This window comes from Amycolatopsis ruanii (assembly GCF_003385175.1).
Classification (GTDB): domain Bacteria; phylum Actinomycetota; class Actinomycetes; order Mycobacteriales; family Pseudonocardiaceae; genus Amycolatopsis_E; species Amycolatopsis_E thermalba.
In genome coordinates this window covers 1-24,084 of sequence record NZ_PQHY01000093.1, presented here as the reverse complement: position 1 = coordinate 24,084, position 24,084 = coordinate 1, and the positions used below count along the sequence as shown (strand labels likewise).

Annotated in this window: 26 protein-coding genes and 2 pseudogenes; 9 read left to right on the top strand and 19 right to left on the bottom strand. The window is 74.2% G+C overall.

The genetic code is table 11. From position 1 onward, the window contains the following. The first annotated feature begins 140 nt into the window (after window positions 1-140). Window positions 141-659 carry a hypothetical protein gene (locus D0D28_RS31485; RefSeq protein WP_094007103.1) on the top strand — a complete coding sequence of 173 codons (519 nt, stop codon included), beginning with the start codon at window positions 141-143 and terminating at the stop codon, window positions 657-659. 66 nt (window positions 660-725) lie between these two features. Then, window positions 726-1,334: a LysE family translocator gene (locus D0D28_RS31480; protein ID WP_116114700.1), complete on the top strand. Its 609-nt coding sequence runs from the start codon at window positions 726-728 to the stop codon at window positions 1,332-1,334. Window positions 1,335-1,450: 116 nt separating this feature from the next. Here the strand turns inward: D0D28_RS31480 and D0D28_RS31475 are convergent, their stop codons facing one another. Next, window positions 1,451-2,335 (bottom strand): LysR family transcriptional regulator, encoded by an 885-nt coding sequence (locus D0D28_RS31475; protein WP_240323432.1) that lies wholly within the window; start codon window positions 2,333-2,335, stop codon window positions 1,451-1,453. Window positions 2,336-2,405: 70 nt separating this feature from the next. On the opposite strand from D0D28_RS31475, the gene gabT reads away from it, so the two are divergent. Then, on the top strand, window positions 2,406-3,734 hold the full coding sequence (gene gabT, locus D0D28_RS31470; protein ID WP_116114704.1) for a 4-aminobutyrate--2-oxoglutarate transaminase: 1,329 nt from the start codon (window positions 2,406-2,408) through the stop codon (window positions 3,732-3,734). Here the strand turns inward: gabT and D0D28_RS37135 are convergent. From D0D28_RS37135 to D0D28_RS31445, 4 genes and pseudogenes are all read right to left on the bottom strand, one after another. Further along, complete coding sequence (locus D0D28_RS37135) at window positions 3,676-4,488, bottom strand: muconolactone Delta-isomerase family protein (RefSeq protein ID WP_240323431.1); 813 nt, start codon at window positions 4,486-4,488, stop codon at window positions 3,676-3,678. The two genes, gabT and D0D28_RS37135, sit on opposite strands and share 59 nt — an antisense overlap. A 67-nt stretch (window positions 4,489-4,555) precedes the next feature. Next, window positions 4,556-4,666 (bottom strand): annotated as a pseudogene (locus D0D28_RS37130) (protocatechuate 3,4-dioxygenase); the annotation flags it as partial. 237 nt (window positions 4,667-4,903) lie between these two features. Beyond that, a complete protein-coding gene (locus D0D28_RS31450) occupies window positions 4,904-6,472 on the bottom strand; it encodes an SLC13 family permease (protein WP_240323430.1) in 1,569 nt (522 codons plus the stop codon). 102 nt (window positions 6,473-6,574) lie between these two features. After that, window positions 6,575-7,186: a TetR/AcrR family transcriptional regulator gene (locus D0D28_RS31445; RefSeq protein ID WP_094007099.1), complete on the bottom strand. Its 612-nt coding sequence runs from the start codon at window positions 7,184-7,186 to the stop codon at window positions 6,575-6,577. 89 nt (window positions 7,187-7,275) lie between these two features. On the opposite strand from D0D28_RS31445, the gene D0D28_RS31440 reads away from it, so the two are divergent. Next, window positions 7,276-8,580, top strand: coding sequence for a cytochrome P450 (locus D0D28_RS31440; RefSeq protein ID WP_116114698.1), 1,305 nt, complete (start codon window positions 7,276-7,278; stop codon window positions 8,578-8,580). On the opposite strand, the gene D0D28_RS31435 is transcribed toward D0D28_RS31440, so the two are convergent. Continuing rightward, window positions 8,581-9,198 carry a class I SAM-dependent methyltransferase gene (locus D0D28_RS31435; protein ID WP_116114696.1) on the bottom strand — a complete coding sequence of 206 codons (618 nt, stop codon included), beginning with the start codon at window positions 9,196-9,198 and terminating at the stop codon, window positions 8,581-8,583. It lies immediately after the preceding gene. 86 nt (window positions 9,199-9,284) lie between these two features. Beyond that, window positions 9,285-10,082 (bottom strand): sigma-70 family RNA polymerase sigma factor, encoded by a 798-nt coding sequence (locus D0D28_RS31430; RefSeq protein ID WP_116114694.1) that lies wholly within the window; start codon window positions 10,080-10,082, stop codon window positions 9,285-9,287. 61 nt (window positions 10,083-10,143) lie between these two features. On the opposite strand from D0D28_RS31430, the gene D0D28_RS31425 reads away from it, so the two are divergent. Beyond that, entirely contained in the window at window positions 10,144-10,800 is a 657-nt protein-coding gene (locus tag D0D28_RS31425) for a nitroreductase (protein WP_116114692.1), read from the top strand. A gap of 70 nt (window positions 10,801-10,870) precedes the next feature. Here the strand turns inward: D0D28_RS31425 and D0D28_RS31420 are convergent, their stop codons facing one another. The 4 genes and pseudogenes from D0D28_RS31420 to D0D28_RS37125 all read right to left on the bottom strand — a co-directional run. Then, the gene (locus tag D0D28_RS31420) at window positions 10,871-12,028 is read right to left on the bottom strand and encodes a hypothetical protein (protein WP_116114690.1); all 1,158 of its coding nucleotides are present in this window, start codon (window positions 12,026-12,028) and stop codon (window positions 10,871-10,873) included. Next, window positions 12,025-12,600: an RNA polymerase sigma factor gene (locus tag D0D28_RS31415; protein WP_116114702.1), complete on the bottom strand. Its 576-nt coding sequence runs from the start codon at window positions 12,598-12,600 to the stop codon at window positions 12,025-12,027. The genes D0D28_RS31420 and D0D28_RS31415 overlap by 4 nt, the downstream gene beginning before the upstream one ends. Window positions 12,601-12,691: 91 nt before the next feature. Then, a complete protein-coding gene (locus D0D28_RS31410; RefSeq protein ID WP_094007091.1) occupies window positions 12,692-12,958 on the bottom strand; it encodes a DUF1876 domain-containing protein in 267 nt (88 codons plus the stop codon). A gap of 241 nt (window positions 12,959-13,199) precedes the next feature. Next, window positions 13,200-13,634 (bottom strand): annotated as a pseudogene (locus D0D28_RS37125) (Type 1 glutamine amidotransferase-like domain-containing protein); the annotation flags it as partial. 185 nt (window positions 13,635-13,819) lie between these two features. On the opposite strand from D0D28_RS37125, the gene D0D28_RS31400 reads away from it, so the two are divergent. Then, a complete protein-coding gene (locus D0D28_RS31400) occupies window positions 13,820-14,455 on the top strand; it encodes a GntR family transcriptional regulator (protein WP_205413408.1) in 636 nt (211 codons plus the stop codon). Next, window positions 14,452-14,913, top strand: coding sequence for an OsmC family protein (locus D0D28_RS31395; protein ID WP_094007086.1), 462 nt, complete (start codon window positions 14,452-14,454; stop codon window positions 14,911-14,913). Before D0D28_RS31400 ends, D0D28_RS31395 begins: the two co-directional genes overlap by 4 nt. Here the strand turns inward: D0D28_RS31395 and D0D28_RS31390 are convergent, their stop codons facing one another. Next, window positions 14,914-15,612 carry an alpha/beta fold hydrolase gene (locus tag D0D28_RS31390; protein WP_116114686.1) on the bottom strand — a complete coding sequence of 233 codons (699 nt, stop codon included), beginning with the start codon at window positions 15,610-15,612 and terminating at the stop codon, window positions 14,914-14,916. Window positions 15,613-15,699: 87 nt separating this feature from the next. Here D0D28_RS31390 and D0D28_RS31385 point away from each other — a divergent pair, with 87 nt between their 5' ends. Beyond that, on the top strand, window positions 15,700-16,014 hold the full coding sequence (locus D0D28_RS31385; protein WP_205413407.1) for a zinc-binding dehydrogenase: 315 nt from the start codon (window positions 15,700-15,702) through the stop codon (window positions 16,012-16,014). A gap of 90 nt (window positions 16,015-16,104) precedes the next feature. Here the strand turns inward: D0D28_RS31385 and D0D28_RS31380 are convergent, their stop codons facing one another. Genes D0D28_RS31380 through manD form a run of 6 tightly spaced genes read right to left on the bottom strand, consistent with a single transcriptional unit; the run spans window position 16,105 to window position 22,696 of the window. Continuing rightward, window positions 16,105-16,710 carry a bifunctional 4-hydroxy-2-oxoglutarate aldolase/2-dehydro-3-deoxy-phosphogluconate aldolase gene (locus D0D28_RS31380; RefSeq protein ID WP_116114684.1) on the bottom strand — a complete coding sequence of 202 codons (606 nt, stop codon included), beginning with the start codon at window positions 16,708-16,710 and terminating at the stop codon, window positions 16,105-16,107. Further along, entirely contained in the window at window positions 16,707-17,666 is a 960-nt protein-coding gene (locus D0D28_RS31375) for a sugar kinase (protein WP_116114682.1), read from the bottom strand. The genes D0D28_RS31380 and D0D28_RS31375 overlap by 4 nt, the downstream gene beginning before the upstream one ends. Further along, a complete protein-coding gene (locus D0D28_RS31370; protein WP_094007079.1) occupies window positions 17,663-18,688 on the bottom strand; it encodes an L-idonate 5-dehydrogenase in 1,026 nt (341 codons plus the stop codon). Before D0D28_RS31370 ends, D0D28_RS31375 begins: the two co-directional genes overlap by 4 nt. Next, a complete protein-coding gene (locus D0D28_RS31365; protein WP_116114680.1) occupies window positions 18,685-20,055 on the bottom strand; it encodes an MFS transporter in 1,371 nt (456 codons plus the stop codon). The genes D0D28_RS31370 and D0D28_RS31365 overlap by 4 nt, the downstream gene beginning before the upstream one ends. Before the next feature lie 35 nt (window positions 20,056-20,090). Further along, window positions 20,091-21,491 (bottom strand): mannitol dehydrogenase family protein, encoded by a 1,401-nt coding sequence (locus D0D28_RS31360; RefSeq protein WP_116114678.1) that lies wholly within the window; start codon window positions 21,489-21,491, stop codon window positions 20,091-20,093. Beyond that, window positions 21,488-22,696 carry a D-mannonate dehydratase ManD gene (manD, locus tag D0D28_RS31355; RefSeq protein WP_094007074.1) on the bottom strand — a complete coding sequence of 403 codons (1,209 nt, stop codon included), beginning with the start codon at window positions 22,694-22,696 and terminating at the stop codon, window positions 21,488-21,490. The genes D0D28_RS31360 and manD overlap by 4 nt, the downstream gene beginning before the upstream one ends. Before the next feature lie 93 nt (window positions 22,697-22,789). Here manD and D0D28_RS31350 point away from each other — a divergent pair, with 93 nt between their 5' ends. Further along, window positions 22,790-23,497, top strand: a complete 708-nt coding sequence (locus D0D28_RS31350; protein ID WP_233157381.1) for a GntR family transcriptional regulator — start codon at window positions 22,790-22,792, stop codon at window positions 23,495-23,497. 224 nt (window positions 23,498-23,721) lie between these two features. Here D0D28_RS31350 and D0D28_RS31345 read toward each other — a convergent pair. Then, a partial coding sequence (locus D0D28_RS31345) for an ROK family protein (protein WP_162831248.1) occupies window positions 23,722-24,084 on the bottom strand: 363 nt, incomplete at its 5' end.

Here is a 24,084-nt window from a genome sequence, read left to right as displayed (position 1 = left end):
CCTGGCGGCCCCTCCCAGAACCCTGGCGCGGTGTGATCGTCGTCCGCGGGGCTGTGACGTGCGGCAAAAGTGCGCTGGGCGGGGCGCGACCAGCTGTTAGCGTGCTCGAACCGCCCCGTAGTCCCGGAAGGTGCCCGGAAGTGTCCGCCGACCTGTCGTCCGTCATCGCGGCCACCGCGCAGTGGCTGCTGCGCGCGTACCCGCCCGAGCGCGGCCCCCTGAGCGCCGCCCTCGCCGAGGCGCAGTGCCGCCAGGCCGCGACCGTCGCCGCGTGGCTGCGCTACCCCACCGCCCTGGACGCCGGGCTCCTCGACGTCGTCGGCCCCGGCGGGTCCGGGCGGCTGGACTGGGTCGCGGGAGTCGACGTCGTGCCGGGCGAGGACACCGCCTGGCGCACCTGGGTCGACGAGGTCGTCGCCAGCTGGGCGGCCTGCCTGCTCGCCGACCGCGAACTCGCGCTGGCCGCCGCCGCGACCGTCACCGGCTCCGTCCACGCCGCCGGTCTCGCCCCCGACTTCCGCCGCCTCACCGACCCCGACCTCCGCGACCGGCAGGCGGCCGTGCTGCTGCGGCACCCCGACCTGCTCTCCCCGGTGGCCGACCTGCACCGGGCCGGCCTGCTCGACCGGCTGGGCGGCGGAGCCGCGCGCGCCGCCTGAGCAAGTCCACTGTGGACCGTTCCGGAAACCGCGTGACGACGCGGGCCGGAGCGGTAGGGTCGCCGGATGACCATGACCCAGCTCGTCGCGCTCGCCGGCGTGATCGTCCTCGGCGCGATGGCGCCAGGACCGGACTTCGTGATCGTCAGCCGCAACGCGCTGGTCTCCGGGCGCCGCGCCGGCATGGCGTGCGCGGCGGGCATCACCGCCGGGGTGTTCTGCTGGGCGATCGTGACCGCGCTCGGGCTCGCCGGGCTGCTCGCGGCGTCCGCGGTGGCGTTCACGGTGGTCAAGCTCGCCGGTGCGGCCTACCTGCTGTTCCTGGGGATCCGGGCCCTGCTCGCCGCGCGCCGCGGCCGGTACACCGCACCCGAGCCGGCCGCGGAAGCCGGCAGCGCGTTCCGCCAGGGTCTGGTGTGCAACCTGCTCAACCCCAAGGTCGCGGCGTTCTTCCTCGCGCTGCTGCCCCAGTTCGTCCCCGGCGGCGCCGGGCCCGGTGACCACCTGCTGCTGGCCGTCGTGGCGTCCGGGGTGACGCTGGCGTGGTTCCTGGTGCTGGCGAACGTCGTGGGCGCGCTGCGGCGGCGGCCGTCCGCGGCGCGGGTGCGGCGCGGGATCGACGCCGTGATGGGCACGCTACTGGTCGGGCTCGGGGTGCGGATTGCCCTGCCCTGACCCGGGGACGGAAGGACTCCACCGCACGCCGGTCTTCCCAGCCAGCGACAGCGTCGGCATCGCCTGCCACGTGTGGGAGCGGGACTCAGGCCTGCCGTTCGTGCCCGTGGCGCGGCTCAACCCGGCTGTCCGTAGCGCTCCCCCACGAAATCACCCAAGCGGTGGGCGAAGGTTTCCAGCGTCGCGGCTGCCTTGTGGCGCGCGTCCCACGCCGCGGTCAGCTTGATCTCCAGCCGGCGCTCCCCCGTGCGCACCCGCAGCGGCACCAGCCCGAACCGCGGGTCGTCCGACACCAGGGCCACTCCCCGGCCCGCCGCGGCGTGCGCCTGCGCCACCGTGCCGTTCGCGGCCTCGATGACCCGCGCGTAGGTGGTGCCCAGCTCGAGCAGCGCCGCGTCCAGCGACTGCCGCGCGGTGAACGCCGGCGGCAGGATGATCACCTGCTCCTCCAGCACCTCCGCGAGCGGCACGCTCCCCCGGCCCCGCCACGGGTGCCGCTCCGGCACGTACGCCCACACCGGCAGCACCGCGAGCCGCCGCGAGCGGTAGGGCGCGCGGGGCGCGGCCGTGGCGATCGCCAGATCGGCGCCGCGCGCCAGCGTCTCCACCGCGGACAGCCCGTCCGCGCCCAGGACGTCGATCGTCGGGTCCTCGGGCGCCAGCGTCGCGATGAACGGAGCCACCACGTCGGTCAGCGTCACCGTCGGCGCGCCGATCGTCAGCCGGTCGATGCGGCCGTGCGCGTGGAACGTCGCCGCCGTCTTCAGCGCCTCGGCCCGCTCCAGCACGTCCCGCGCGTCCGCCAGGCGGGCCCGCCCGACCCGGGACGGCGTCATCCGCCGCCCCGCCCGGTCGAACAGGTCCGCGCCCAGCTCCTCCTCCAGCTGCCGCAACTGCCGCGACAGACTCGGCTGGGTGATGTGCAGCAGCTGGGCCGCCCGGCTGACCGTGCCCGCCTCGCAGGTCACCACGAAGTACCGCAGGTGCCGCAGCTCCATCATGCCTCCCGGGCATCGAAATTCTGCCAATCAAGTATTGGACAGCATGACCGGCCGGTTCCGAAACTGGGGCATGACCACGAGCACGGACACAGGCATCCGCCAGCAGCGGCGGCTGGAGACGGCGATCCCGGGACCGCTGTCCCGCGAACTCATGACGCGCAAGGGCGCCGCGGTCGCCGCGGGCGTCGGCACCACCATGCCGGTCTTCGCGGCCGCGGCCGGCGGCGGGATCGTGGTGGACGTCGACGGCAACCACCTGATCGACCTCGGCTCGGGCATCGCGGTCACGACCGTCGGCGCGAGCAACCCGCGGGTCGTGGCGGCCGTGCGGGAGCAGGTGGAGGCATTCACCCACACCTGTTTCATGGTCACGCCGTACGAGGGATACGTGGCCGTCGCCGAATCACTCAACCGGCTGACACCCGGTGATCACGACAAGCGCACGGCGTTGTTCAACTCGGGTGCCGAGGCGGTCGAGAACGCGGTCAAGATCGCGCGGTCGCACACCGGCCGGCACGCGGTGGTGGTGTTCGACCACGCCTACCACGGCCGCACCAACCTGACGATGGCGATGACCGCGAAGTCCATGCCGTACAAGCACGGGTTCGGGCCGTTCGCGTCCGAGGTCTACCGGGCGCCGCTGTCCTACCCGTTCCGCGACGGCGGCCTGGACGGCGCCGAGGCCGCGCGCCGGGCGCTGGAGGTGGTCGAGAAGCAGGTCGGGGCGGCGAACCTGGCGGCCATGGTGATCGAGCCGATCCAGGGCGAGGGCGGGTTCATCGCGCCCGCGCCGGGGTTCCTGCCCGCGCTCGCGGAGTGGTGCCGCGCGAACGGGGTGGTGTTCGTCGCCGACGAGGTGCAGACCGGGTTCGCCCGCACCGGCGACTGGTTCGCCTGCGACCACGAGGGTGTCGTGCCGGACCTGATCGTGACCGCGAAGGGCATCGCGGGCGGGCTGCCGCTGTCGGCGGTGACCGGGCGCGCGGAGATCATGGACGCCGCGCACACCGGCGGGCTGGGCGGCACCTACGGCGGCAACCCGCTGGCGTGCGCCGCCGCGCTGGCCGCGATCGAGACCATCGAGCAGGACGGGCTGGTGGCACGGGCGCGCGAGATCGGCGCGCTGCTCACGTCCCGGCTCCGCGCGCTGGCCGACCCCCGGATCGGGGACGTGCCCGGCCGCGGCGCGATGATCGCGGTCGAGCTGGTGCGGCCCGGCTCGCTCGATCCGGACCCGGCGCTGGCGAAGGCGGTCGCGGCGGCGGCCCACGAGCGGGGCGTGATCGTGCTGACCTGCGGCACCCACGGCAACGTCCTGCGTTTCCTGCCCCCGCTGACGATCAGCGACGAACTGCTCCACGACGCGATGGACGTCCTCGCCGAGGCGTTGCGCGCCTAGCGCTCCTGGGGGTGGGTAGCCAGCGGCTCGACCGTGACGTCCCTCCACGGCCACATGGCAGGGACGTCAGCGCGTCGTGCAGGGTGGCCGGGTCCTCGGCGTCGTAGAGGCCGATCGTGGCGTTGCGGCCGGGGACCCGCCACAGCGGCTTCAGCACGCCCTCGGCCCGCAGCTGCATCGCCCGCTCCCGTTCCGCCTCGCGCAGCCGGTCGCGGGTCTGGCCGGGCGTGTCGGCGGGCAGCCGGTTCTCGGTGACCATCGCCTCGTGGCCGGTGCCGATCATCAGCACCGGCCACCCCCGCGCGGCCGCCCGGGCCGCGTGCGGCTGGAACACCCGCATCCAGCCGGTGCGCTCGACGAACGCCGCCGGCACCCGCTGCACCGCGCCGGACAGCCGCAGCGGTTCGGTGCAACCCAGCCACGGGCGCGGGGTCAGCCGCGCGCTCAGCCGGTCCACATCGGACCGCTCGGTGACGCCCAGCACCCGCAGCGGCCGCACCGGGATCAGCCACCCGAAGCCGGGCCCGGCGACCGACTCGCGGTAGTGCGCGGCGATCTCCTCCGGCTGCAGGGCGATCGCCGCGTCGCCGTCGAACGCGTCCAGGTACACCCGCCGCGTCACGCGATCCGGCACCCGGTCGGCCACGCCGGTGATCACCTGCCCGGCGTAGCTGTGCCCGACCAGCACCACGTCGTGCAGGTCCCACGCCTCGATCAACGCCACCACGTCCTGGACGTGCGTGCCCAGGCCCACCCCCGGGATGCAGGGTGTGCGCCCGGTCGCTGAGACCGGTCAGCGTCGGCGTGTGCACCTCGTGCCCGGCGGCGGTGTTGGACGCGGGCACGTGGTAGGTCTCGTGCACCCGCCAGAGGTGCCCGCTCAGCGCGCCGCGCATCACCAGCCACATGATCAGCTCGATCCCCTCCGTCCCCCAACGCCAACTACGGATCGTCCAGCTTCGACTCCGTCACCGACGCCGACGGCAACCTCGTCGCCCTGTCCCTGGCCACCGTCGACCCGGACGTCACCCTCGGCGCCGAGGTCACCGTCCAGCCGCACCCACAGTTCCCCGTGCGTGCCGTCGTCAGCCCCGCGCCCTACTCGGCGATGGCGCGCGAGAGCTACCGGCCCGGCTGGCGCACCGCGGTCCCGGTCTGAGGCAGCCGGCTCAGGAGAAGCCGACCGCCGCGACCATCAACGGGATCAGCAGCATGATCAGGATCGCGCCGATGACGTCGAACGCCGCGCCGGAGCGGATCATCTTGGTGATCGGCACCGCGCCGGAGCCGTAGACGATCGCGTTCTGCGGGGTCGACACCGGCAGCATGAACCCGAACGACGCGGCGAAGGTCGCCGCCAGCGCCGGGGTGAACGGATCCACCCCGGCGGCCAGCGCGATCGGGATGACGATCGGCACGACCACGGCCGCGGACGCGGTGTTGGACGTCGTCTCCGACACCAGGATCGCCAGCAGCACCGCGAAGATGGTGAGCGCGAGCCCGCTGCCGATCCCGAGCGCCCCGGCCAGCCCGTTGCCCACCCGCTCCGCGAGCCCGGTGCTGGACAGCAGCGATCCGAAGATGATGCCGCTGCCGAACAGCAGGACAGTGCCCCAGTCGATGCGGGCCGCCTCGGACCAGGTGAGCGTGAACCGGCGCTGCGCCCAGTTCGTCGGCAGCACGAACAGCAGCGCCGCGCCGAGCACGGCCACGATGCCCTCGTCGAGCCGGTCGCTGATCAGCTCGTAGGCGCGGGAGTCGTTGCCGGCCACCAGGGCCACGATGCCGGGCGTCACCCACAGCACGACGGTGATGGTGAAGGCGATCAGCGTGTTGCGCTCCGCGGGCGAGAACCGGCCCAGCTTCGCCCGCTCGCCGGCCACGTACTCCTCGACGCCGGTGAGCTTGCGGATCTCCGGGCGGTTGAGCAGGATCAGCAGCACCACCAGGATCACGAACATCGCCACGCAAGCGGGCAGCGCCATCGTGGTCCACTGCAGGAACGAGATCCGCTCGCCGGTGGCCTCCTCGATCAGGCCGCGCCCGATCAGGTTGGGCGGCGAACCGATCGGCGTGAGCAGGCCGCCGACGCTGGCGCCGTAGGCGAGCACGAGCATCAGCGCGATGCCCACGCGCAGCCGCAGCGGGTCGAACCGCTCCCCCTCCGGCGTCCGGCCGCGGATCAGCTCGGCGATGACGGTGAGCAGGCCGACCGCGGTCGGCAGCAGCATCGCGACCGTCGCGGTGTTGGAGATGAACGCCGACAGCACGCAGGTGACGAACCCGAGCGCGGCGATCACCCGCCAGGTGCTGCGGCCCACGCCCGGGATGGCGAGGATGAAGAAGGCGAACCGCCGCGCCAGCCCGTGCCGCAGCATCGCCTGCGCCAGGATGAACGCCCCGATGAAGACGAACACCGTGGACGAGCCGAACGGCTCCAGCACGTCGTCGGCGGGCAGCACGCCGAGCACCACGATGGCGGCGACCCCGATCAGGCCGCCGATCGGGATCGGCACCGGTTCGCACACCCACAGCACCACCACGCCGAGCAGCACCGCGGCCAGGGTCTGCTGGCCGGAGTCCAGGGTGGTGGGCACGAACAGGAAGACGATGGTCACGAGCGGGGCGAGCACGAACCCGACGGTCCGCCGGGCCCGCTCGAACCGCTCCTCCGCCGGGGACAGCTTCTGCTCCGCGAGGCCCCGGTAGGTGCCGCCGGTCAGCAGGGCCGAGGTCACGCTCTCCGTACGCTCACGCTCTCTGGTGCGTTCCTCACTTGTGGACATACAGGGACGATAGCGACAGAACGTGACCCGCGTCACTCTTCGGTGTGAGGCGAATCAATCGGTCGAGTCAGCTCGGCGCGGCCGGGGACCCAGGATCAGCATGACGGCCTCGGTCGCCACGTCCACCGTCCCGGCCAGGTTCCCGCCCTCCTCCAGGGTGATCGCGATCAGCTCGCGCAACCCGCCGAACAGGGTGATCGCCAGCTCACGCGACGGGGGCACCACGCCCGCCGCCCGCAACTCGGGGGTGTCCGCCAGCGTGCGCATCAGCGCCACGAACGAGTCCATCGTCTCGCGGGACAGCGCACGGCCCGCTTCGCCGAGCGAGGGCGCGGCCCGCATCCAGCTCAGGCACAGGGCGGGGTCGCTCTCCATCGAGGAAATCAGCGCCTCGACCGCCTGGCGCGCCTGCACCTGCCACGGCGCGTCCCGCTCGACCGCGGCCGCGATGTCCCGCACCATCCGCGCGTTGGTCTGCCGCAGCAGCTCCACGAAGCACTCCTGCTTGCTCGCGAACTGCTCGTAGAAGGTGCGCTTGGACGTGCGGGCGTGGTTGACCACGTCGGCGATCGTGACGTCGTGGTAGTCGCGTTCGCGCACGGCCGCGGCCATGCCCTGCAGGAGCCGGTCGCGAAACCCGGTGCCCGCCACGTCGACGTCGGTCACGCCGCCAACCTAACCCAGCCGCTTGACCGGGCGGCACGTCCGGCTCTACGGTGCGTGGTACCCGTCAGTACCACGGTGGAGGTGTCGTGATGGCGCGGCTGCGGGACGGCGTGAAACCGGTGGTGCGCTGGGGCGTCGGCCACGCGCTGCCACGCACCGCGCTGCGAGCCGCGGCCCGGCGCGGCGACCTGCAGGCGCGGCTGGTGGCCGAGGCCGCGGTGTCCCCCACCGCCGCGCTGACCGGCCTGTTCGACGAGATCCGCGGCCACGGCCCGCTCTACCGGGGCTCCTTCGCCTACGTCACGACGAGCCACGCGGCGGTGAAGGAAGTGCTGACCAGCAACGACTTCCGCGCCGGCGTGGGCGCCGCGCCGGACGGGGTGCTCGCGCGGCTGAGCGACTGGTCGGCGACCGGCACGCTGCACCCGATCGCGCCGCCGTCGCTGCTGGCGACCGAGCCGCCGGACCACACCCGCTACCGCAAGCTCGTCACCCGCGTGTTCACCGTCCGCGCGGTGGAGAAGCTGCGGGTGCGCACCGAGGAGATCGCCCGCGAGCTGCTGGACGCGCTCGATCCGGACCGGCCGGTGGACCTGGTGGCGGCCTACTGCGCGCTGCTGCCGGTGACCGTGATCGCCGAAATCCTCGGGGTGCCGCCGGAGCAGCGGCAGCGCGTGCTGGAGCTGGGCACCGCGGCCGCGCCGAGCCTGGACCTGGGGCTGCCGTGGCGGGAGTTCCGCGCGGTCGAGTCGGCGCTGGCCGATTTCGACGCCTGGCTCGCCGGGCACCTGGACCACCTGCGCGCCCGTCCCGGCGACGACCTGCTCAGCCAGCTGGTGGCCGCGCGCGAGGACGGGGTGGGGCTGACCGATCTGGAGCTGCGCGCGACCGCCGGACTGGTGCTCGCGGCGGGCTTCGAGACGACGGTGAACCTGCTCGGCAACGGCATCGCCCTGCTGCACGACCACCCCGATCAGCTCGCGGCGCTGCGCGCGGAGCCGTCGCTGTGGCCGAACGCGGTCGACGAGATCCTGCGCGCCGACCCGCCGGTGCTGCTCACCGGGCGCACCTGCCTGCGCGACACGGAGGTCGGCGGGGTGCGGGTGCGCGGCGGCTCGGTGGTGACGACGATCCTGGCCGGCGCGAACCGCGACCCGGCGGTCTTCGCGGACCCGGCCCGGTTCGACGTGCGCCGCGCCAACGCGCGCGAGCACATCTCGTTCTCGGCGGGCCGGCACTACTGCCTGGGCGCCGCGCTGGCCCGCATGGAGGGCGAGATCGGGCTGCGGACGCTGTTCGACCGCTTCCCGGAGCTGCGCCTCACCGGCGGCGCGACCCGCCGGAGCACCCGGATCCTGCGGGGCTTCGAGCACCTGCCGGCACGCCTGCGCTGACTAGGGCGACACCGCGACGCCGAGGTAGTCCGCGCCGAGGAACCTCGGGGAGCCCTTCTCGTAGAACCGGTCGGCCTCGCGGATGACGAAACCCGCTCCGGTGATCACGTCGGTGATCGGGCGGTCGAGGTGGCAGCCGCCGAAGAGGCGGGCCTGCAGCGGGTCCAGGCGGTGCTGCCAGCGCCGCACCCCGCGGTCGGGAGCGAGGCCGTGGTCGAGGAAGTGCAGCGTGCCGCCCGGTTTCAGCACGCGCCGGACCTCCCTCAGCGCCGATCCGGCATCCGGGATCGTGCACAGCGTGTAGGTCGACAGGGCGGTGTCGCAGGTGGCGCCGGGCAGCGGCAGGGACTGCCCGTCCAGGCCGGACCGCTCGACCGGCACCGGCGAGGCGGCCACCCGTTCCGCGGCCAGCTTCCAGGCCACGTCGGAGGGCTCGATCGCGTCCACGGCCGTCACCGCGGCCGGGTAGAACGGGACGTTGTGCCCGGAACCGAAACCGATCTCCAGGACCCGCCCGTGCAGGCCGGCGCACACGCGGGCCCGGTACGGGTTCGCCACCTCCAGCCCGCACAGCACGTCGATCACGCGCGGCAGGACCTGCTGCTGGTAGATGCCCATGACACAGCCTGACCGATGCGGGCGGCGTCCGGTAGGGCCGGAAGGCCCGCAACCGCGGTCCGAAGTGGACGACGACGGCGTGCGCCTCACCCCAGCGTGAGCGTGATCCGCTTCAGGCGGGCCGGCTCGGTGATCAGGTCGTAGCCGCCGACCCGCTCGCCGGTGATCGTGAAGCGGATCGCCAGGCGGAGGCGGCCGTCCGGCGCGATCACCAGGCCCGGCTCGCCGTCGAGGAGGGCGAAGTCCGCGAACCGGGCGTTCCGGCCGAACACGACGATCTCCTTCGCCACCCGGCGGGCGCCCCGCACCTCGGGGCGGCCGTCGGCGCGGCGCACCACGTCCGGGCTGAGCACCGCGACGATCGCGTCGAGGTCGCCGGTCCGGGACGCCGCCAGGAACGCCTCGATCACCCGCCGGTGCCCGGCCGTATCGGGGCTCGGGGCGGCGCCGCGGACCTTCGCGCGTGCCCGGCTGGCGAGCTTCTTCGCCGTCGCCGTGGTGCGGCCGACGATCGGGGCGATCTCGTCGAACGGCACGGCGAACACGTCGTGCAGCACGAACGCGACCCGCTCGTCGGGCCCCAGCCGGTCCAGCACCACGAGCAGCGCGCGGCCCACCTCGTCGGCGAGCAGCACTTCCCGGTCCGCGCCCGGCGCCGGGTCCGGGTCCGCCTCGGGCTCGTGCCGGGCGCGCTGCCGCAGCACGTCCAGGCACACGCGGGACAGCACGGTGCGCAACCAGCCGGCCGGGTTGCGCACCTCGGCGGTGTCCGTGCGGGCCATGCGCAGCCACGTCTCCTGGACGGCGTCCTCGGCGTCGGCGAGCGAGCCGAGCATGCGGTAGGCCACGCCGATCAGGTGGTCGCGATGCGCTTCGAATTCCACCGGTCACCTTTCCCCGTCGTCGGTCGTCACCACCCTAGGACCACGAGGAGGAAGGACCACTGTGGACGTCTACGAAGCGGTGGCGACGCGCCGGGCGGTGCGCGCGTTCGACGGCACCCCGGTTCCGCACGAGGTGCTCGCGCGGGTGCTGCGGGCGGCGTCGCGGGCGCCGTCCGGGGGAAACCTGCAGCCCTGGCACGTGTACGTGGTGACCGGGGAGCCACTGGCGCAGCTGAAGAAGCGGACCGCCGAGCGCGTGGCGGCGGGCGACCCCGGCGACGAGCGCGAGTACACCATGTACCCGCCCGATTTGCCGTCTCCGTACCGGGAACGCCGATCCGCGGCGGCGGCGCAGCGCTACCGCGGCATCGCCCGCGACGACGCCGCCGCGCGCCAGGCGGCGGTCGCGCGGAACTGGGACTGCTTCGGCGCCCCGGCCGCGCTGTTCTGCTACCTGGACCGGACCATGGGCGCGGCCCAGTGGGCGGACGCGGGAATGTACCTGCAGACGGTCATGCTGCTGCTGCGCGCGGAGGGGCTGGACAGCTGCCCGCAGATGGCGTGGTCGGTCTACCGCACCACGGTGGCCGAGGTGGTGTCCCCGCCGGAGCGGCTGATCCTGTTCTGCGGCATGTCCATCGGCTACGCCGACCCCGCCGCGAGCCAGGAACGCATCGAGCGCGCGCCGATGGCCGAGACGGTGACCTTCCTGGGGTAGGTCACCAGCACCGCGAGCGGGGGGACGAACCTGGCGAACCTGCCGCGCGGGCGCCGTTACAGCTCGCCGCTCACCGAAGCGTGACCGAGCCGTTGTAGAGCGTCACGCCGCGCGCGTCCGCCACCCGCACCCACGCGTCCCCCCGCTCGGGGTACACCGGCGTCGCTCCCTGGGGCAGCCATCCGGCGAACGTCCCGTTCACGACCGGCACGGTGACCGGCTCACCGGTGCCGAAATCGGCGACCATGCTCGCGGCCGAGCGTGGCGCGATGCCCACGAACGGCACCTTCCCGCCCTGCGCGGGCACCGACAGCCGGCGCACCGGGATCGACCGGCCGACGAACGTGTCCAGCTGCAGCGTGGCCCCGGCCGGGCCGCTGACGCACGCGATGGTGTGCTCGGCGCTGCGCCCCAGCACGACCCGGTACGGCCCGTTCTCCAGCATCGCGCCGGGCTGGTAGCCGTCGGCGTCGTCGGGCGATTCGGCCAGCGCCGCCAGGCACTCGCCCAGCGCGCGGCCGGCCGGCGAGGACCGGTCGCCCGGCACGTCGACCACCGAGACCAGCGGCGCCGGCGCCGGCGGCAGCTCGACGCGCGGACCGGGACGGGCGGTCTGGCCCTCGACCGACATCCCGGCCCACAACGGGGTTGCCGGGCCGGTCCCGGTGAACGCGGTGAACACCCCGCTCGCCGGCGTGACCGGCTCGACGGTGACGCCGAGCCCGTCGGCCAGGGACAGCTCGATCCGCGGCCACAACGGGTCCGCCACCCCGGCCACCAGGCCAGTCCCGGTGCGCAGCAGCAGCCCGGTGCGGCTGCCGGGCGCGGAAGCCGGCGCGGCGCCCGGATCGGACACGGTCACCGTGGTCGCGGTGGTCTCGCAGAACACCGGTTTCCCGCCGGCGAGGTAGGACGTGACCACGTCGTCGCCGAGCGCGCGCCTGCCGGTGACCTGCCACTCGGCGCGCGGCGGGACCTGGCCGGCCTGGCCCGCCGAGGCGATCGCCGCCCAGCACCGGTCGTCCACGCCGCCGCCGGCACCGGCGACCGGCTCCGCCGGGCGGAGGAACTGGGCGCCGATCAACGCACCGCCGACCAGCAGGACCACGGCCGCGGCGGCCGCGAGGGCTCGCCCCCGGCGCGGGGCGAGCCCGGCACGCACGGTGGCGCGCATCCGCTCGCGGACCTCGGGCGGCAGTTCGCGGCGCGGGGGCAGGGCGTGGCTCATTTCTCCTCCAGCAGGGCACGGAGCCGGGCGCGGGCGCGCGACAGGTGCGCGCGCACGGTCACTTCGGCGACCTCGAGCAGGGCGGCGGCGTCACCGATCGGCAGCTCGCCGAGCAGGCACAGCTCGACGACCTGCCGTTGCGCGGCCGGAAGCGCGCGGACCGCGTCGACGATCCGCTGCAGGCGCGCCTCGCCGTCCACGCGGTCGGCGACGCCGTCGGCGTGGTCGGACTCCGGCGCCGGGCGGGGGATCCGGCGCAGCAGCCGCGACCGCCGCGCGCGGCCCCGGTGCTCGTCGCGGGCGAGGTTGGCGGCGACCGTGAACAGCCAGGGCAGGGCGCTGTCCCGCACCAGGGTGACGTCGCCGCGCTTGCGCCAGGCGGTGAGGAAGGTGCCGGAGGTGAGGTCCTCGGCGCTGGCCCAGGAACCGGTCAGCCGGTAGGCGTGGTTCCACACGGCCTGCGCGTGGCGTTCGAAGAGCGCCGTGAAGGCCTCCCGGTCACCGCCCGCGGCGCGCGCCCACAGGTCGGCGTCGCCCGGCTCCACCGACACCCCCAGTCCGGTCAGTTGCATGGTCACACCGGACAGTGGCCGGCACCGGCGCCGATGTTGTCACGGACGGGAGGGCGTCCCGCCGCAGGTCGGCTGATCGCGGGAGGCGCTGTCAGTACCGCAGGTGGGCGGGCTGGTGCGTCACTTCCTCGATGTCCCCGGCGGCCGCGTCGAGCAGGCGGTGCGCCAGATCGCTGAGCGCCCGCGCCGCGGCCAGCTCGTCGCCGATCTCCGGCACGTTGGTGTCGGCCGGGTTGAGCCGGGCCGTGCCGATCCCGACCAGGCCGGTCCGGCCGTCGGTGTGCAGTCGCGCGGTGGCGCGGGTCCGCGTCTCGTGCTCGTCGATCACGATGTCGACACGCCAGTTCTTGTCCCGCATGGCAGCCTCCCGGTGGTGCTCGTTCCACGCTGCCCCGCCCAGCCACCTGCGAAAAGGGCCGGAAGTCACCGGGTGGTTCAGTGGATCCGCGCACGTCCAGCGGGGTCTCGACCGCGCCGCCGCCGGGCCCGCGGTCCACCCGGTAGGCCCCGGCGCGGTCCCGCTCCGCCAGCGCCTCGGCCAGCTCACCGCCGCGGTAGAGCAGGCCGGCCCCGTCGTCGGTCGCGTAGCCGGGCGGCAGCGTGCCGTCCGCGATCAGCGACTGGAACAGCGGGCGCCGGGCGGGTTCGCTGTCGTGGTGCACGCCGTTGGACCACGGGAGCAGGCCCAGCCCGTTCGTCACCGGCCGCAGCTGTGGCCCGAACGAGTCGGTCGTGCCGCCGGCGTGCCAGCAGATCGAGCCGGCCGAGACGCCGGTCAGGACCACCCCGGCCTGCCACGCCTCGCGCATCACCCCGTCGAGGCCGTGCAGCCGCCACAGCGCCAGCAACCCGGCGACGCTGCCGCCCCACACCCAGATCACGTCCTGGGACAGCAGGTGCCCCGCGAGGTCGGGGATGTTCGGCATCGGCATCAGCGCCACGTGGCTGCCCGCCCACCCCTCCCGCCACGCGTTCTCGTAGAAGGCGGCGATCAGCCGGCGATCGTCGCCGCAGGCGGTGGCCAGGAAGCACACGCGCGGCGCGCGCCCGGTGACCCCGGCGAGCTCGACGGCGTACCGGGTCAGCGGGCCGACCTCCCAGTCCAGGCGGGCCGAGGCCCGGATACCGCCGGAGGTGGCGAGGATCGTCGGTTCGTCGGCAGGCACGGCTGGGATCCTACGACTGGCGCTGATTGCATTCACTGTATACAGTGCATCCCGTGACGACGATCTACGACCGCGTGCGGGAACTGATCGTCGGCGGGGTCTTCCCGCCGGGCGAGCGCCTGACCGAACTCGACCTGTCGCACCGCCTCGACGTGAGCCGCACCCCGGTGCGGGAGGCGCTGCGGCGCCTGGAGAGCGACGGCCTCGTCGAGAGCGGGCAGCGCGGGGTGATGGTGGTCCGGCTGAGCGACGGCGAACTGCGTGAGGCCTACCTCGTCCGCGCCAGCCTGGAAGCGCTTACCGCCGAGCTGGCCGCGCTGCGTCAGCGGGCGGGCGAGATCGCGCCCGCCGCACTCGCCCGGCTGACCGGCCACGCCGGCGACGCCGACCGCGCGACCCGGGACGGCGACCTGGCCACCGGGGTGCGGCACAACCGCGAGTTCCACCGCCACATCGCGGTCCTGTCCGGCAACGCGCTCGCGCTCGGCTTCCTGGACCGGGTGTGGGACCGGATCGTGGTGTCCACCCGCGACTCGCTGGCCGCGCCGAGCCGCACCGGCCAGGTCGACGACGAACACCGCCGCCTCGTCGCGGCGATCACCGCCCGCGACGGGCCGGCGGCCGCGGCCCTGGCCCGCGACCACGTCCTGAGCACCCTGTCCGCACTTCCGGGAGGAACACCGCGATGAGCAAGGAACACGGCTACCAGGTCACCGTCACCTGGAGCGGCACCACCGCCGGCGGCTACCGCGCCTACGACCGCGGCCACGACGTCACCGCCGCGGGCAAACCGCCCATCGCGGCGACCGCGGACCCGGCCTTCCTCGGCGACCCGGCCCGCTGGAACCCCGAGGAGCTGCTGGTGGCGGCGCTGTCGCAGTGCCACCTGCTGACCTACCTCGCGCTGTGCGCGCGGCACGGCATCACCGTCACCGGCTACCGGGACACCGCGACCGGCCGCATGGCCGAAACCCCGGGCGGCGGCGGGCACTTCACCGAGGTGACGCTGCACCCGGAGGTCACCATCGCCGAGGAGGCCCTGGCGGACAAGGCCGCCGAGCTGCACCACCGGGCGCACGAGCTGTGCTTCATCGCCGGCTCGGTGAACTTCCCGGTCCACCACGAACCGACGATCCACATCGGATAGTCAGGATCCCAGCGCCGCCACGATCCGCGCGCCCAGCTCGGCCGGCCTGCTGAACTGGGGCCAGTGCCCGGTCGGCAGATCGACCGGCGCCGCGTCGCGCATCGCCGCGAGTTCGCGCACGTACGGGTGGTCCGCGGCGATCAGCTCACGCACCTGCGCGGCCGGCATCGACGTGCAGATCACGGTCGCCGGGATGGCGCGGCGGCGCTCGTCGGACAGCTCGATCGGCTCGCGGGCCACCCCGACCGGCTCGGGCACGGCCTCGGCACGCATCCGGTCGCGCAGTTCGGCGGTGAGCCCGGCCAGCGCGGCGACCTCGAACGCCGTCCAGTCCGGCAGCGGCACGTCGGCGCCGGCCGCGGGCAGGGCGTCGTTGATCGACGCGCCGCTGGCCAGCGGTCCGGCGTCGACGAAGACGATCCGCGCGACGCGATCGGGCCGGGCGTCGGCGGCCGCGTAGGCGAGCGGGCCGCCACCGGAGTGCCCGACGAGGGCCACCGGTTCGTCCTCGGCGTCGATCGCCGCGATCACGGCGCCGACGTGCTCGCGCACGCCGATCCCGGCGCGGTCGGCACCGGTCGACTCCAAGCCGGGCAGGGTCAGCGCGCGCACGGTGTGGCCGGCGGCGGTCAGCGCGGGCCCGACCTCCCGCCACGAGGACGCGCCCAACCAGAACCCGGGAACGAGGATCACGATCATGGGCCGAGCCTAGAAGGCCGGGGCTGTCCCCGATACCGATTTTGCCCGGTTCGCCCTACGGTCGCCGTACCGCCGCGGAGGCTGCCGATGAAGGCGACCGCCGGCCTGCGTGACGCCGGGAACCTCCAGGCCGGGCAGCACGTGCTGATCAACGGCGCGTCCGGCGGGGTGGGCACGTTCGCCGTGCAGATCGCGGAGGCGCTCGGCGCGACCGTCACCGCGGTGTGCAGCACACGCAACACCGGCCTGGTGGCCTCGCTCGGCGCGGACCACGTCGTCGACCGCACGCGCGAGGACTGCACCCGCGCCACGACCCGCTACGAGCTCGTGCTGGACCTCGTCGGCAACCGCGCGCTGTCCGACCTCCGCCGCGTGCCGGCGTGTTCGGCCCGATGGGGCTGATCAACGGCCCGTCCGGCGGGCACCCGCTGGAGAAGGCCGCGGACGCGATCCGCTACCGGGAAACCGAGCACGCGCGGGCGAAGGTGGTGCTCACCGTCGGACGGCGGCCGCCGCGCGTGTGGTCACCTCGTCCCAGCGGCGCTCGCGCAGCAGGGCGGGCTCGGCCATCCAGCTGCCGCTCACCGCGGGCACCACGGGCAGCGCCAGGTACTCGCCCATGGTCTCCGCGGTCACCCCGCCCGACGGCATGAACGCCACGTCGCGGAAGGGGGCGGCCAGCGCGCGGATCGCGGCCGGCCCGCTGCCCAGCCCGGCCGGGAAGAACTTCACCTCGTCCAGCCCGAGCGCGGTCACCGCCATCAGATCGGTCGCCGTCGCCACGCCGGGCAGCGCCGGGACGCCCTGCTCGGCCGCGCGGCCGAGCACGTCCGCCGACACGCCCGGGCTGACCACGAACCGCGCGCCCGCCTCGACCGCCGCGTCCACCTGAGACGGCAGCAGCACGGATCCCGCGCCCACCAGCAGATCCGGCAGGGCCGACAGGCGCCGGATGCCCGGCAGGCCCGCCGGCGTGCGCAGGGTGATCTCGACGACGTCGATGCCCCCGGCCAGCAACGCTTCCCCGAGCGGCACCGCCTGATCCGGCTCGTCCAGCACCACCACGGGCACGACCGGGCATCGCGACAGCAGGCTCATCGGACCACCTCCACCGGCTCCGTGGCTCCCAGTTCGTCCCGTGCGGGCAGTCCCTCCCAGTCGCCGGGCACCCGGCACACCGCCGCACCGGCCGCGTTGCCGAGCCGCAGGCACCCGGGCACCGGCTCGCCCGACACCAGCCCGCACAGGTATCCGGCCACGAACGCGTCACCCGCGCCGACCGGGTCGACGACGGTCACCGGCACCGCCTCGGCCCGGTGCACCTCACCGCCGTGCAGGGCCACCGACCCCAGCGCGCCGAGCTTGACCACCACCGTGCGCGGCCCGGTCTTCGCCAGCTCCCGCGCCAGATCCTCGCCCAGCTCGAACGACGGCTCGCCGGGCAGGTCGCGGCCGAGCAGCAGCGCCGCCTCCGCCGGCCCGGCGAACACCACGTCCGCGGCGGCGGCCAGCCGGGCGAGCACCGGCCCGGCCTCCGCGGGCGGCCAGAGCGTCGCGCGGTGGTTGACGTCGAACGACACCAGCGTTCCCGCCGCTCGCGCCAGCCCGATGACGTGGTCCAGTGTCTTCCGCGGCCCCGGGCCGAGCGCCGCGGTGATGCCCGTCAGGTGCACGACGTCGGCCTGCTCGACGACCGAGGCCTCGATGTCCGACGGGGACAGTCGCGACGCGGCACTGCCCCGCCGGTAGTAGCGCACGCGCCACGGTTTCCCGCCACGCATCTCCTTGACCATCAGCCCGGTCGGCGCCGCGGGGTCGGCCGCGGCGAGCACCCGCACGCCCTCGCCGCGGATCTCGCGGGTCACCAGTGCGCCGAACGCGTCGTCGCCGACGCGGCTGATCCACGTCGCGGGCACGCCCAGCCGCGCCAGCCCGATGGCCACATTGGACTCCGCTCCCCCGATGCCCACCGGCAGCGCCGAGCCGCCGGTCACCCGGCCCCAGGCCGGGGTGGACAGCAGGGCCATCGTCTCGCCCAGCGTCACGACCGTCATGAGCCACCCAATCGCAGCAGGACCTTGCTGCTGTCCCGGCCGGCCGCGACCGCCAGCGCCTCCCCCGCCTGGTCCAGGTCGAAGGTGTGCGTGATCAGCGGCGACACGTCCAGCCCTTCACCGAGGGCACGCACCGCGTCGGTGATCTCGTCGACGAACCGGTACGAGCCGATCCAGGTGATCTCGCGGGTCACCAGGTCGCCGAGCACCGCGGTGGCCGGTTCCCCGGGCAGGTTCCCGACCTGCACGAGCGTGCCGCCGCGCGCGGTCGCCCGCAGCGCGCCGCCCAGCGCCCCGGGCGCACCGGAGGCTTCGAACACCAGCTCCACGTCCCCGGGCAGGGCGTCCCCGGCGGCGAGGTCGACCACCTGATCGGCCCCGAGCCGCCGCGCGATCGCCAGTGCCGAGGGCGCCAGATCGGCCGCGATCACCGTCGCCGCGCCGCGGTGCTTCGCGGCCGCCGCGACCAGGCACCCGATCGGCCCGGCGCCGTTGACCAGCACCGTGCGGCCGGTGACGTCGCCGGCGCGGTGGACCGCGTGCAGCGCCACGGCCAGCGGTTCGGCCAGCGCGCCCTGCCGGGTGCTCACCCCGTCCGGCAGCGGCCGCAGCTGGTCCGCGCGCACGGCCCGCAGCTCACTGAACCCGCCGTCGGTGTGCGGGTGGAACGCCGCGGAGCCGAAGTACCGCACGCGCGGCAGCAGGTTGGTGCGCCCGGCGATCCGCGCGGGCAGCGTGGTGTCGCCGACCGGCTCGGCCGGGTGCACGGTCACCGGCTGCCCGGGCTCGACCCCGGTCACCCCGGGGCCGAGCGCGGCGACCCGCCCGGCGACCTCGTGCCCGAGCACCAGCGGGTGCTCGAGCACGGCCGTCCCGGAGGCGCCGTGCCGCCAGTAGGCCACGTCGGAGCCGCAGATGCCGCCCCACTCCATCGCGACCAGCACCTCACCCGGGCCGGGCACCGGGTCCGGCCGGGTGTCGATCCGGACGTCCCCCGGGCCGTGCACGACGGCTGCTCTCATGCGGCGTCCTCCAGACGGACCAGGTCACGCCCGCGGGTCTCCGGCGCGAGGTAGGCGGAGACGAACGTGATCAGCGAGTAGGCGACGAGCATCGCCGCGATGGGCCACCAGTGACCGGTCACGGCGGTCAGCGACGCGGCCAGCACCGGGCCGATCGCGGTGGCGAGGATGCCGCCGATCTCCTTGGCGACGGCGAGCTGGGTGAAGCGGGTGCGCGACCCGAACAGCTCCGCCATGGTCACGCTCTCCAGCGAGAACAAGCCCAGCACACCCACGTTGAGGCCGACGATCATCGCGACGGTCAGCGCGGCCGTGCCGCCGCCTGCGATGGTCACCATCATCGGCGCGGCGATCACCACGGTCAGCAGCGACAGTCCCAGGTAGACCGGGCGCCGGCCGAACCGGTCACCCAGCAGGCCCACCACGGGGATGGTGACGAACCCGAGCAGCGAGCCGTAGACGATCGCCGCGGTCGGCACCGACTTGCTGACGGCCAGCTCGGTGGCGATGTAGCCGACCAGGAACGTCTGCACCAGACCGGAGTTGCCGGCCTGCCCGAACCGCAGCCCCAGCGCCAGCAGGAACGACTTGCCCTTGCGCTGCTTGAGACCGGCCTCGATGGTGCTCTCGCCGGACTCCTCGATCTCCTTGCGGGACAATGCGACCCCGTCGACGACGTCGGGCCGCTCCTCGAACACCGGGCTCTCCTTGAGGTTGGCCCGGATCCACACGCCGAGGATCAGCAGCACGAAGCTCAGCAGGAACGGCAGGCGCCAGCCCCAGCTCAGCAGCTGCTCGTCGGAGAGCACCGCGAGCAGCACGGCCCACAGGCCGGACGCGGCCAGCGTGCCGGAGTTGGTGCCCAGCGACACCAGCGACGCGATCAGCCCGCGGCGCTTGACCGGCGCGTACTCGGCGACCATCACGGTCGCCCCGGCGATCTCCGCGCCCGCGCCGAAGCCCTGGACCAGCCGCAGCGCGACCAGCAGGATCGGGGCGGCGAGACCGATCATCGAGTACGGCGGCAGCACCCCGATCAGCGTCGTGGAGACCCCCATCAGCGCGATCGTGACGAACAGCACCTTCTTGCGGCCGATCCGGTCGCCCATCCGTCCGAAGTAGACCGCTCCGGCCAGCCGCGCGACGTAGCCGACGCCGTAGGTCGCCATCGCCGCGATCAGGCCGATGGCCGGGCTCACGTTGGGGAAGAAGATCTTGTTGAACACGATCGCGGCGGCCAGCGAGTACAGCTGGAAGTCCATGAACTCCATGGCCGTGCCGAGCCAGCCGGACATGGCGGCCCGGCTCAGGTCCCGGGTGGTGCGGGTCACGGCCCCTCCCGGCGCCGTCTGGGTGCTGTCGGTCATCGTGCGCTCCTTTGCTTCACGTGTGTGGCGGCGGTCTACGGTTCGATCCGCCCGGCCTCGACCTCGGGCAGGCGCGCCGCGATCGAGGCCACCAGTGCCGGGTCACCCGCCAGGTCGGCGCCGCCGACCGCGGTGAGCAGCCGGGCGACCGCCGTCGCCGCGTCCGGCGCTCCGTCCCAGCACGCGGCGAGGGTGTCCGCCGCGGGATCGGTGGTGCCGAAGCCGGCGCGGGTCGCGTGCGCCCACGCCGCCAGGGCCAGGGCCAGCACCGGTCCGGCGCCGCCCCGCTCCCGCAGCACGGGCAGCCAGCGTTCGGCGATCTTCAGCGAGCCGTCCGAGCCGATCTGCCGCAGCCGGTGGCCGATCGCGGGATCGGCGAACCGGCCGACCAGGGCGTCGACGTAGGCGGGCACGTCCAGGTCCGAGGCGGGCAGGGTCGGCGCGACCTCCGCCGTGAAGCCACGCACCATCCTCTCACCCCACCCGGTGGCGAGAACGTCGGCGACCGTCCGGCAGCCGGCGGCCAGGCCGAGGTAGGCCAGCGCGGAGTGGGAGCCGTTGAGCAGCCGCAGTTTCATCAGCTGGTGGGGCGCCACGTCCGGGACGAACCGGGCGCCGCCGGCCTCCCACGGCGGGCGCGGCGCGGCGAAGGTGTCTTCGAGCACCCACTGCCGGTAGGGCTCCGCCGCGACGGCCATCTCGTCGCGCACGCCGAGGGCGGCTTCCGCGGCGGCCTTGCCGGCCTCGGTGACCGCCGGGACGATGCGGTCGACCACCGTGGACGGGAAGGCGACCGCGGCGCGCAGCCAGTCCTGGACGGCGTCGCGGTCCGGCCAGTCCGACGCCGCGACGAAACCGGTGACCACGTCCGCCAGCGCGGCGACGTTGCCGGCCGCGTTGTCGCAGGACACCACGCTGATCGGCGCGCGGGTGCCGCGGAAGCGGTTCGCCAGCGAGGTCGCCAGGCGGCCGATCACCGTGCGCGGCGGGCGGCCCGCGAGGTCGGCGGCGATCTCCGGGTGCGTGGTGTCGAGGCGGCCGGTGGCGGGGTCGCGGAAGTAGCCCTTCTCGGTGACGGTCAGGGTCACGACGGTCACCTCCGGCGAGGTGAGCAGCTGGTCGGCCCGCTCGGCGTCCGGCACCATCCGCAGCGCCTCGACGATCGAGCCGACCACGCGGGTCTCGCGGTCGGTGACCGAGAACAGGCAGTCCTGGGCACGCAGGCCCTCGACCGGCTCCGGGGACCGCGGGTTGACCGCGGCGATGCCCCACGGCTGCCCGGACGCCGCCGCGGCGGCTTCGGTGTAGACGGCCTGGTGGGCGCGGTGGAAGGCGCCGAGTCCGAAGTGGACGACCTGCGCCGCGAGCTCGCGCGGGTCGGTCTTCGGACGGTTCTCCGGACTCAGGGCGTCCAGTGCGGACAGATCGAGCCTCACCAGTCGTGCACCGAACCGTCGAGGCGGCGCGCCACCGGCAGGTAGCGCGGCTCGTAGGGGAACTTCTCGGCGGCCTTCTCGTCGTACTCCACACCCAGGCCGGGCTCCTCGGAGGGGTGCAGCATCCCGTCGGCGAGGGTGACCCCGCTGCGGAACACCTCGCCGGTCTCCGGGACGTGCGGCATGTACTCCTGGATGCCGAAGTTCGGCACGGCGATGTCGACGTGCACGGCGGCGGCGAGCGTGACCGGCGAGAGGTCGGTGGCGCCGTGCGAGCCGGTGCGCACCTGGTAGAGCGCGGCGAGGTCGAAGATGCGGCGCAGGTGCGTGATGCCGCCCGCGTGCACGACGGTGGTGCGCACGTAGTCGATGAGCTGCTCGGTGATCAGGTGCTGAACGTCCCAGATGGACGAGAGGTTCTCCCCGACCGCGACCGGCGTGGTGGTGTGCTGCCGGATCAGGCGGAAGGCCTCCTGGTTCTCGGCGGGGGTCGGGTCCTCCATCCAGAACAGGCGGCAGTCCTCGACGCGCTTGCCGAACCGGGCGGCCTCGATCGGGGTGAGGCGGTGGTGGACGTCGTGCAGCAGGTGGAAGCCGAAACCGAACTTCTCGCGGACGGCTTCCAGGTAGGCGGGCGCGAAATCCAGGTAGGCCTCGGTGGACCACGGCTGCTCGTCGGGCAGCGCGGTGGCGGCGGGTTCGTAGACCACACCCTTGCGCACGCCGTAGCTGCCGCCGATGCCGGGCACAGCGGCCTGGGCGCGGATGGCGTGGTAGCCCTGCTCGCGGAAGCGGGCGACGTCGTCGAGCAGCTCCGCGACGTCGGAGCCGCTGGCATGCGAGTAGACCAGCACGCCGTCGCGGGAGCGGCCGCCGAGCAGCTGGTAGACCGGCAGGCCGGCGACCTTGCCCTTGATGTCCCACAGCGCGGTGTCCACGGCGGCGATCGCGGTCATCGTCACCGGGCCGCGGCGCCAGTACGCGCCCCGGTAGAGGTACTGCCACACGTCCTCGATGCGCGCCGGGTCGCGGCCGATGAGCAGCGGCGCGACGTGATCGCGCAGGTAGCCGGCGACGGCCAGCTCGCGGCCGTTGAGGGTCGCGTCGCCCAGGCCGGTCACGCCGTCGGAGGTGGTCAGGCGCAGGGTGACGAAGTTGCGGCCCGGCGAGGCCACGAACACCTCGGCCCGCTCGATCGTGCTCACGTTCGCTCCTTCTGTGTGGCAGTACTTGTATACAAGCATCTGTCGTGCAGAGCGTCAACTAGTCGGGCAGCCTTGTCGGCTAGTGTCGGTGTGGTGACCGGACGAGGACGCACGAACCGGCGGGTCGTGTACGAGACGCTGCGGCGGAAGGTGCTGACGCTGGAGCTGGCGCCGGGGGCGGCGTTGTCGGAGAACGAGCTGGCCGCGGCGCTGGGGGTGAGCCGGACGCCGGTGCGGGAGAGCCTGATCCTGCTCGCCGAGGAGGGCCTGGTGCAGGTGTTCCCGCAGGTCGGTTCGTTCGTGTCGCGGGTGGACATGCAGCGGGTGGCGGACGCGCAGTTCCTGCGGGAGGCGGTCGAGCTGGCGGCGCTGGAGGACTTGCCGGAGAGCCCGGACGCGGCCGTGGTGGCCGCGCTGGAGGCGAACCTGGCGCGGCAGCGGGAGCCCGGCATCGACCTGGAGGAGTTCTTCGCGCTGGACGAGGAGTTCCACCGGGGGCTGCTGGAGCTGAGCGGACACGACCGCGCCTGGCCGACGGTCGTGTCGGCGAAGGGACACCTCGACCGGGCCCGCCGGCTGGGTCTCTACGAGGCGAACACCCCGGAGGTCTTCGCGGGCCAGCACGGGGAGATCCTGAGGGCCGTGGTGGACCACGACGTGCCCCTCGCCAGGGACACCATGCGCACCCACCTGCGCGAGGTCTTCGCCGACATCGAACGCATCCGGGCCCGCAAGCCCGAGCTGTTCGCGTCGAACTCCGGATCCACCCCGGTGCGGCGGAACGTGGTGGTCTGGGAGTAGGGCGGACGGTTCGGCACCCGCGAGAGCGGGCACGTCCCGCCTCGGGCGCGTTCACCGCTCGCGGGGTGCTCGCCGCGGGGTGTCCGCACTCGGGGCGGGTTCGCGACTCCCCGCGGCATGTTTGCCGCTCCCCGCGGGTGTTCGCCGCGCCCCGCGGAGTGGCGTGTGTCCCTTCGCGCGCCGGGTCCGTCCTTGCCGTGACGAAGCGCTCTTCGCGCCGTGGCTCAGCCCTCGATCCAGGCCAGCGGATCCGCCACCACCCGCGCGATCACACTGCCCGCCGCACCGCGTAGTGCTGCGTCCGCTCCCAGCTTCGCGGGGCGCAGCGTCAGCCCCGGCGCCAGCCGCTCCACCACGCGCCGCCGGAACGGCTCGCCGAAGGCTGCCAGTCGTCCGCCCAGCACGATCGTCTCCGGGGCGAGCAGCGCGCGCACCCCCACCAGCGCGTCGGCCAGGGCCTCGGCCGCCCGGTCCAGCGCCCGCAGCGCCCCCGGGTCCCCCGCACGCACCCGCGCGACCAGCGGTTCCTCCACCCCGGCCGCCTCCGCCACCCCCGCCGCCGAAGCCATTCCGGCGCCGCCCTGTCC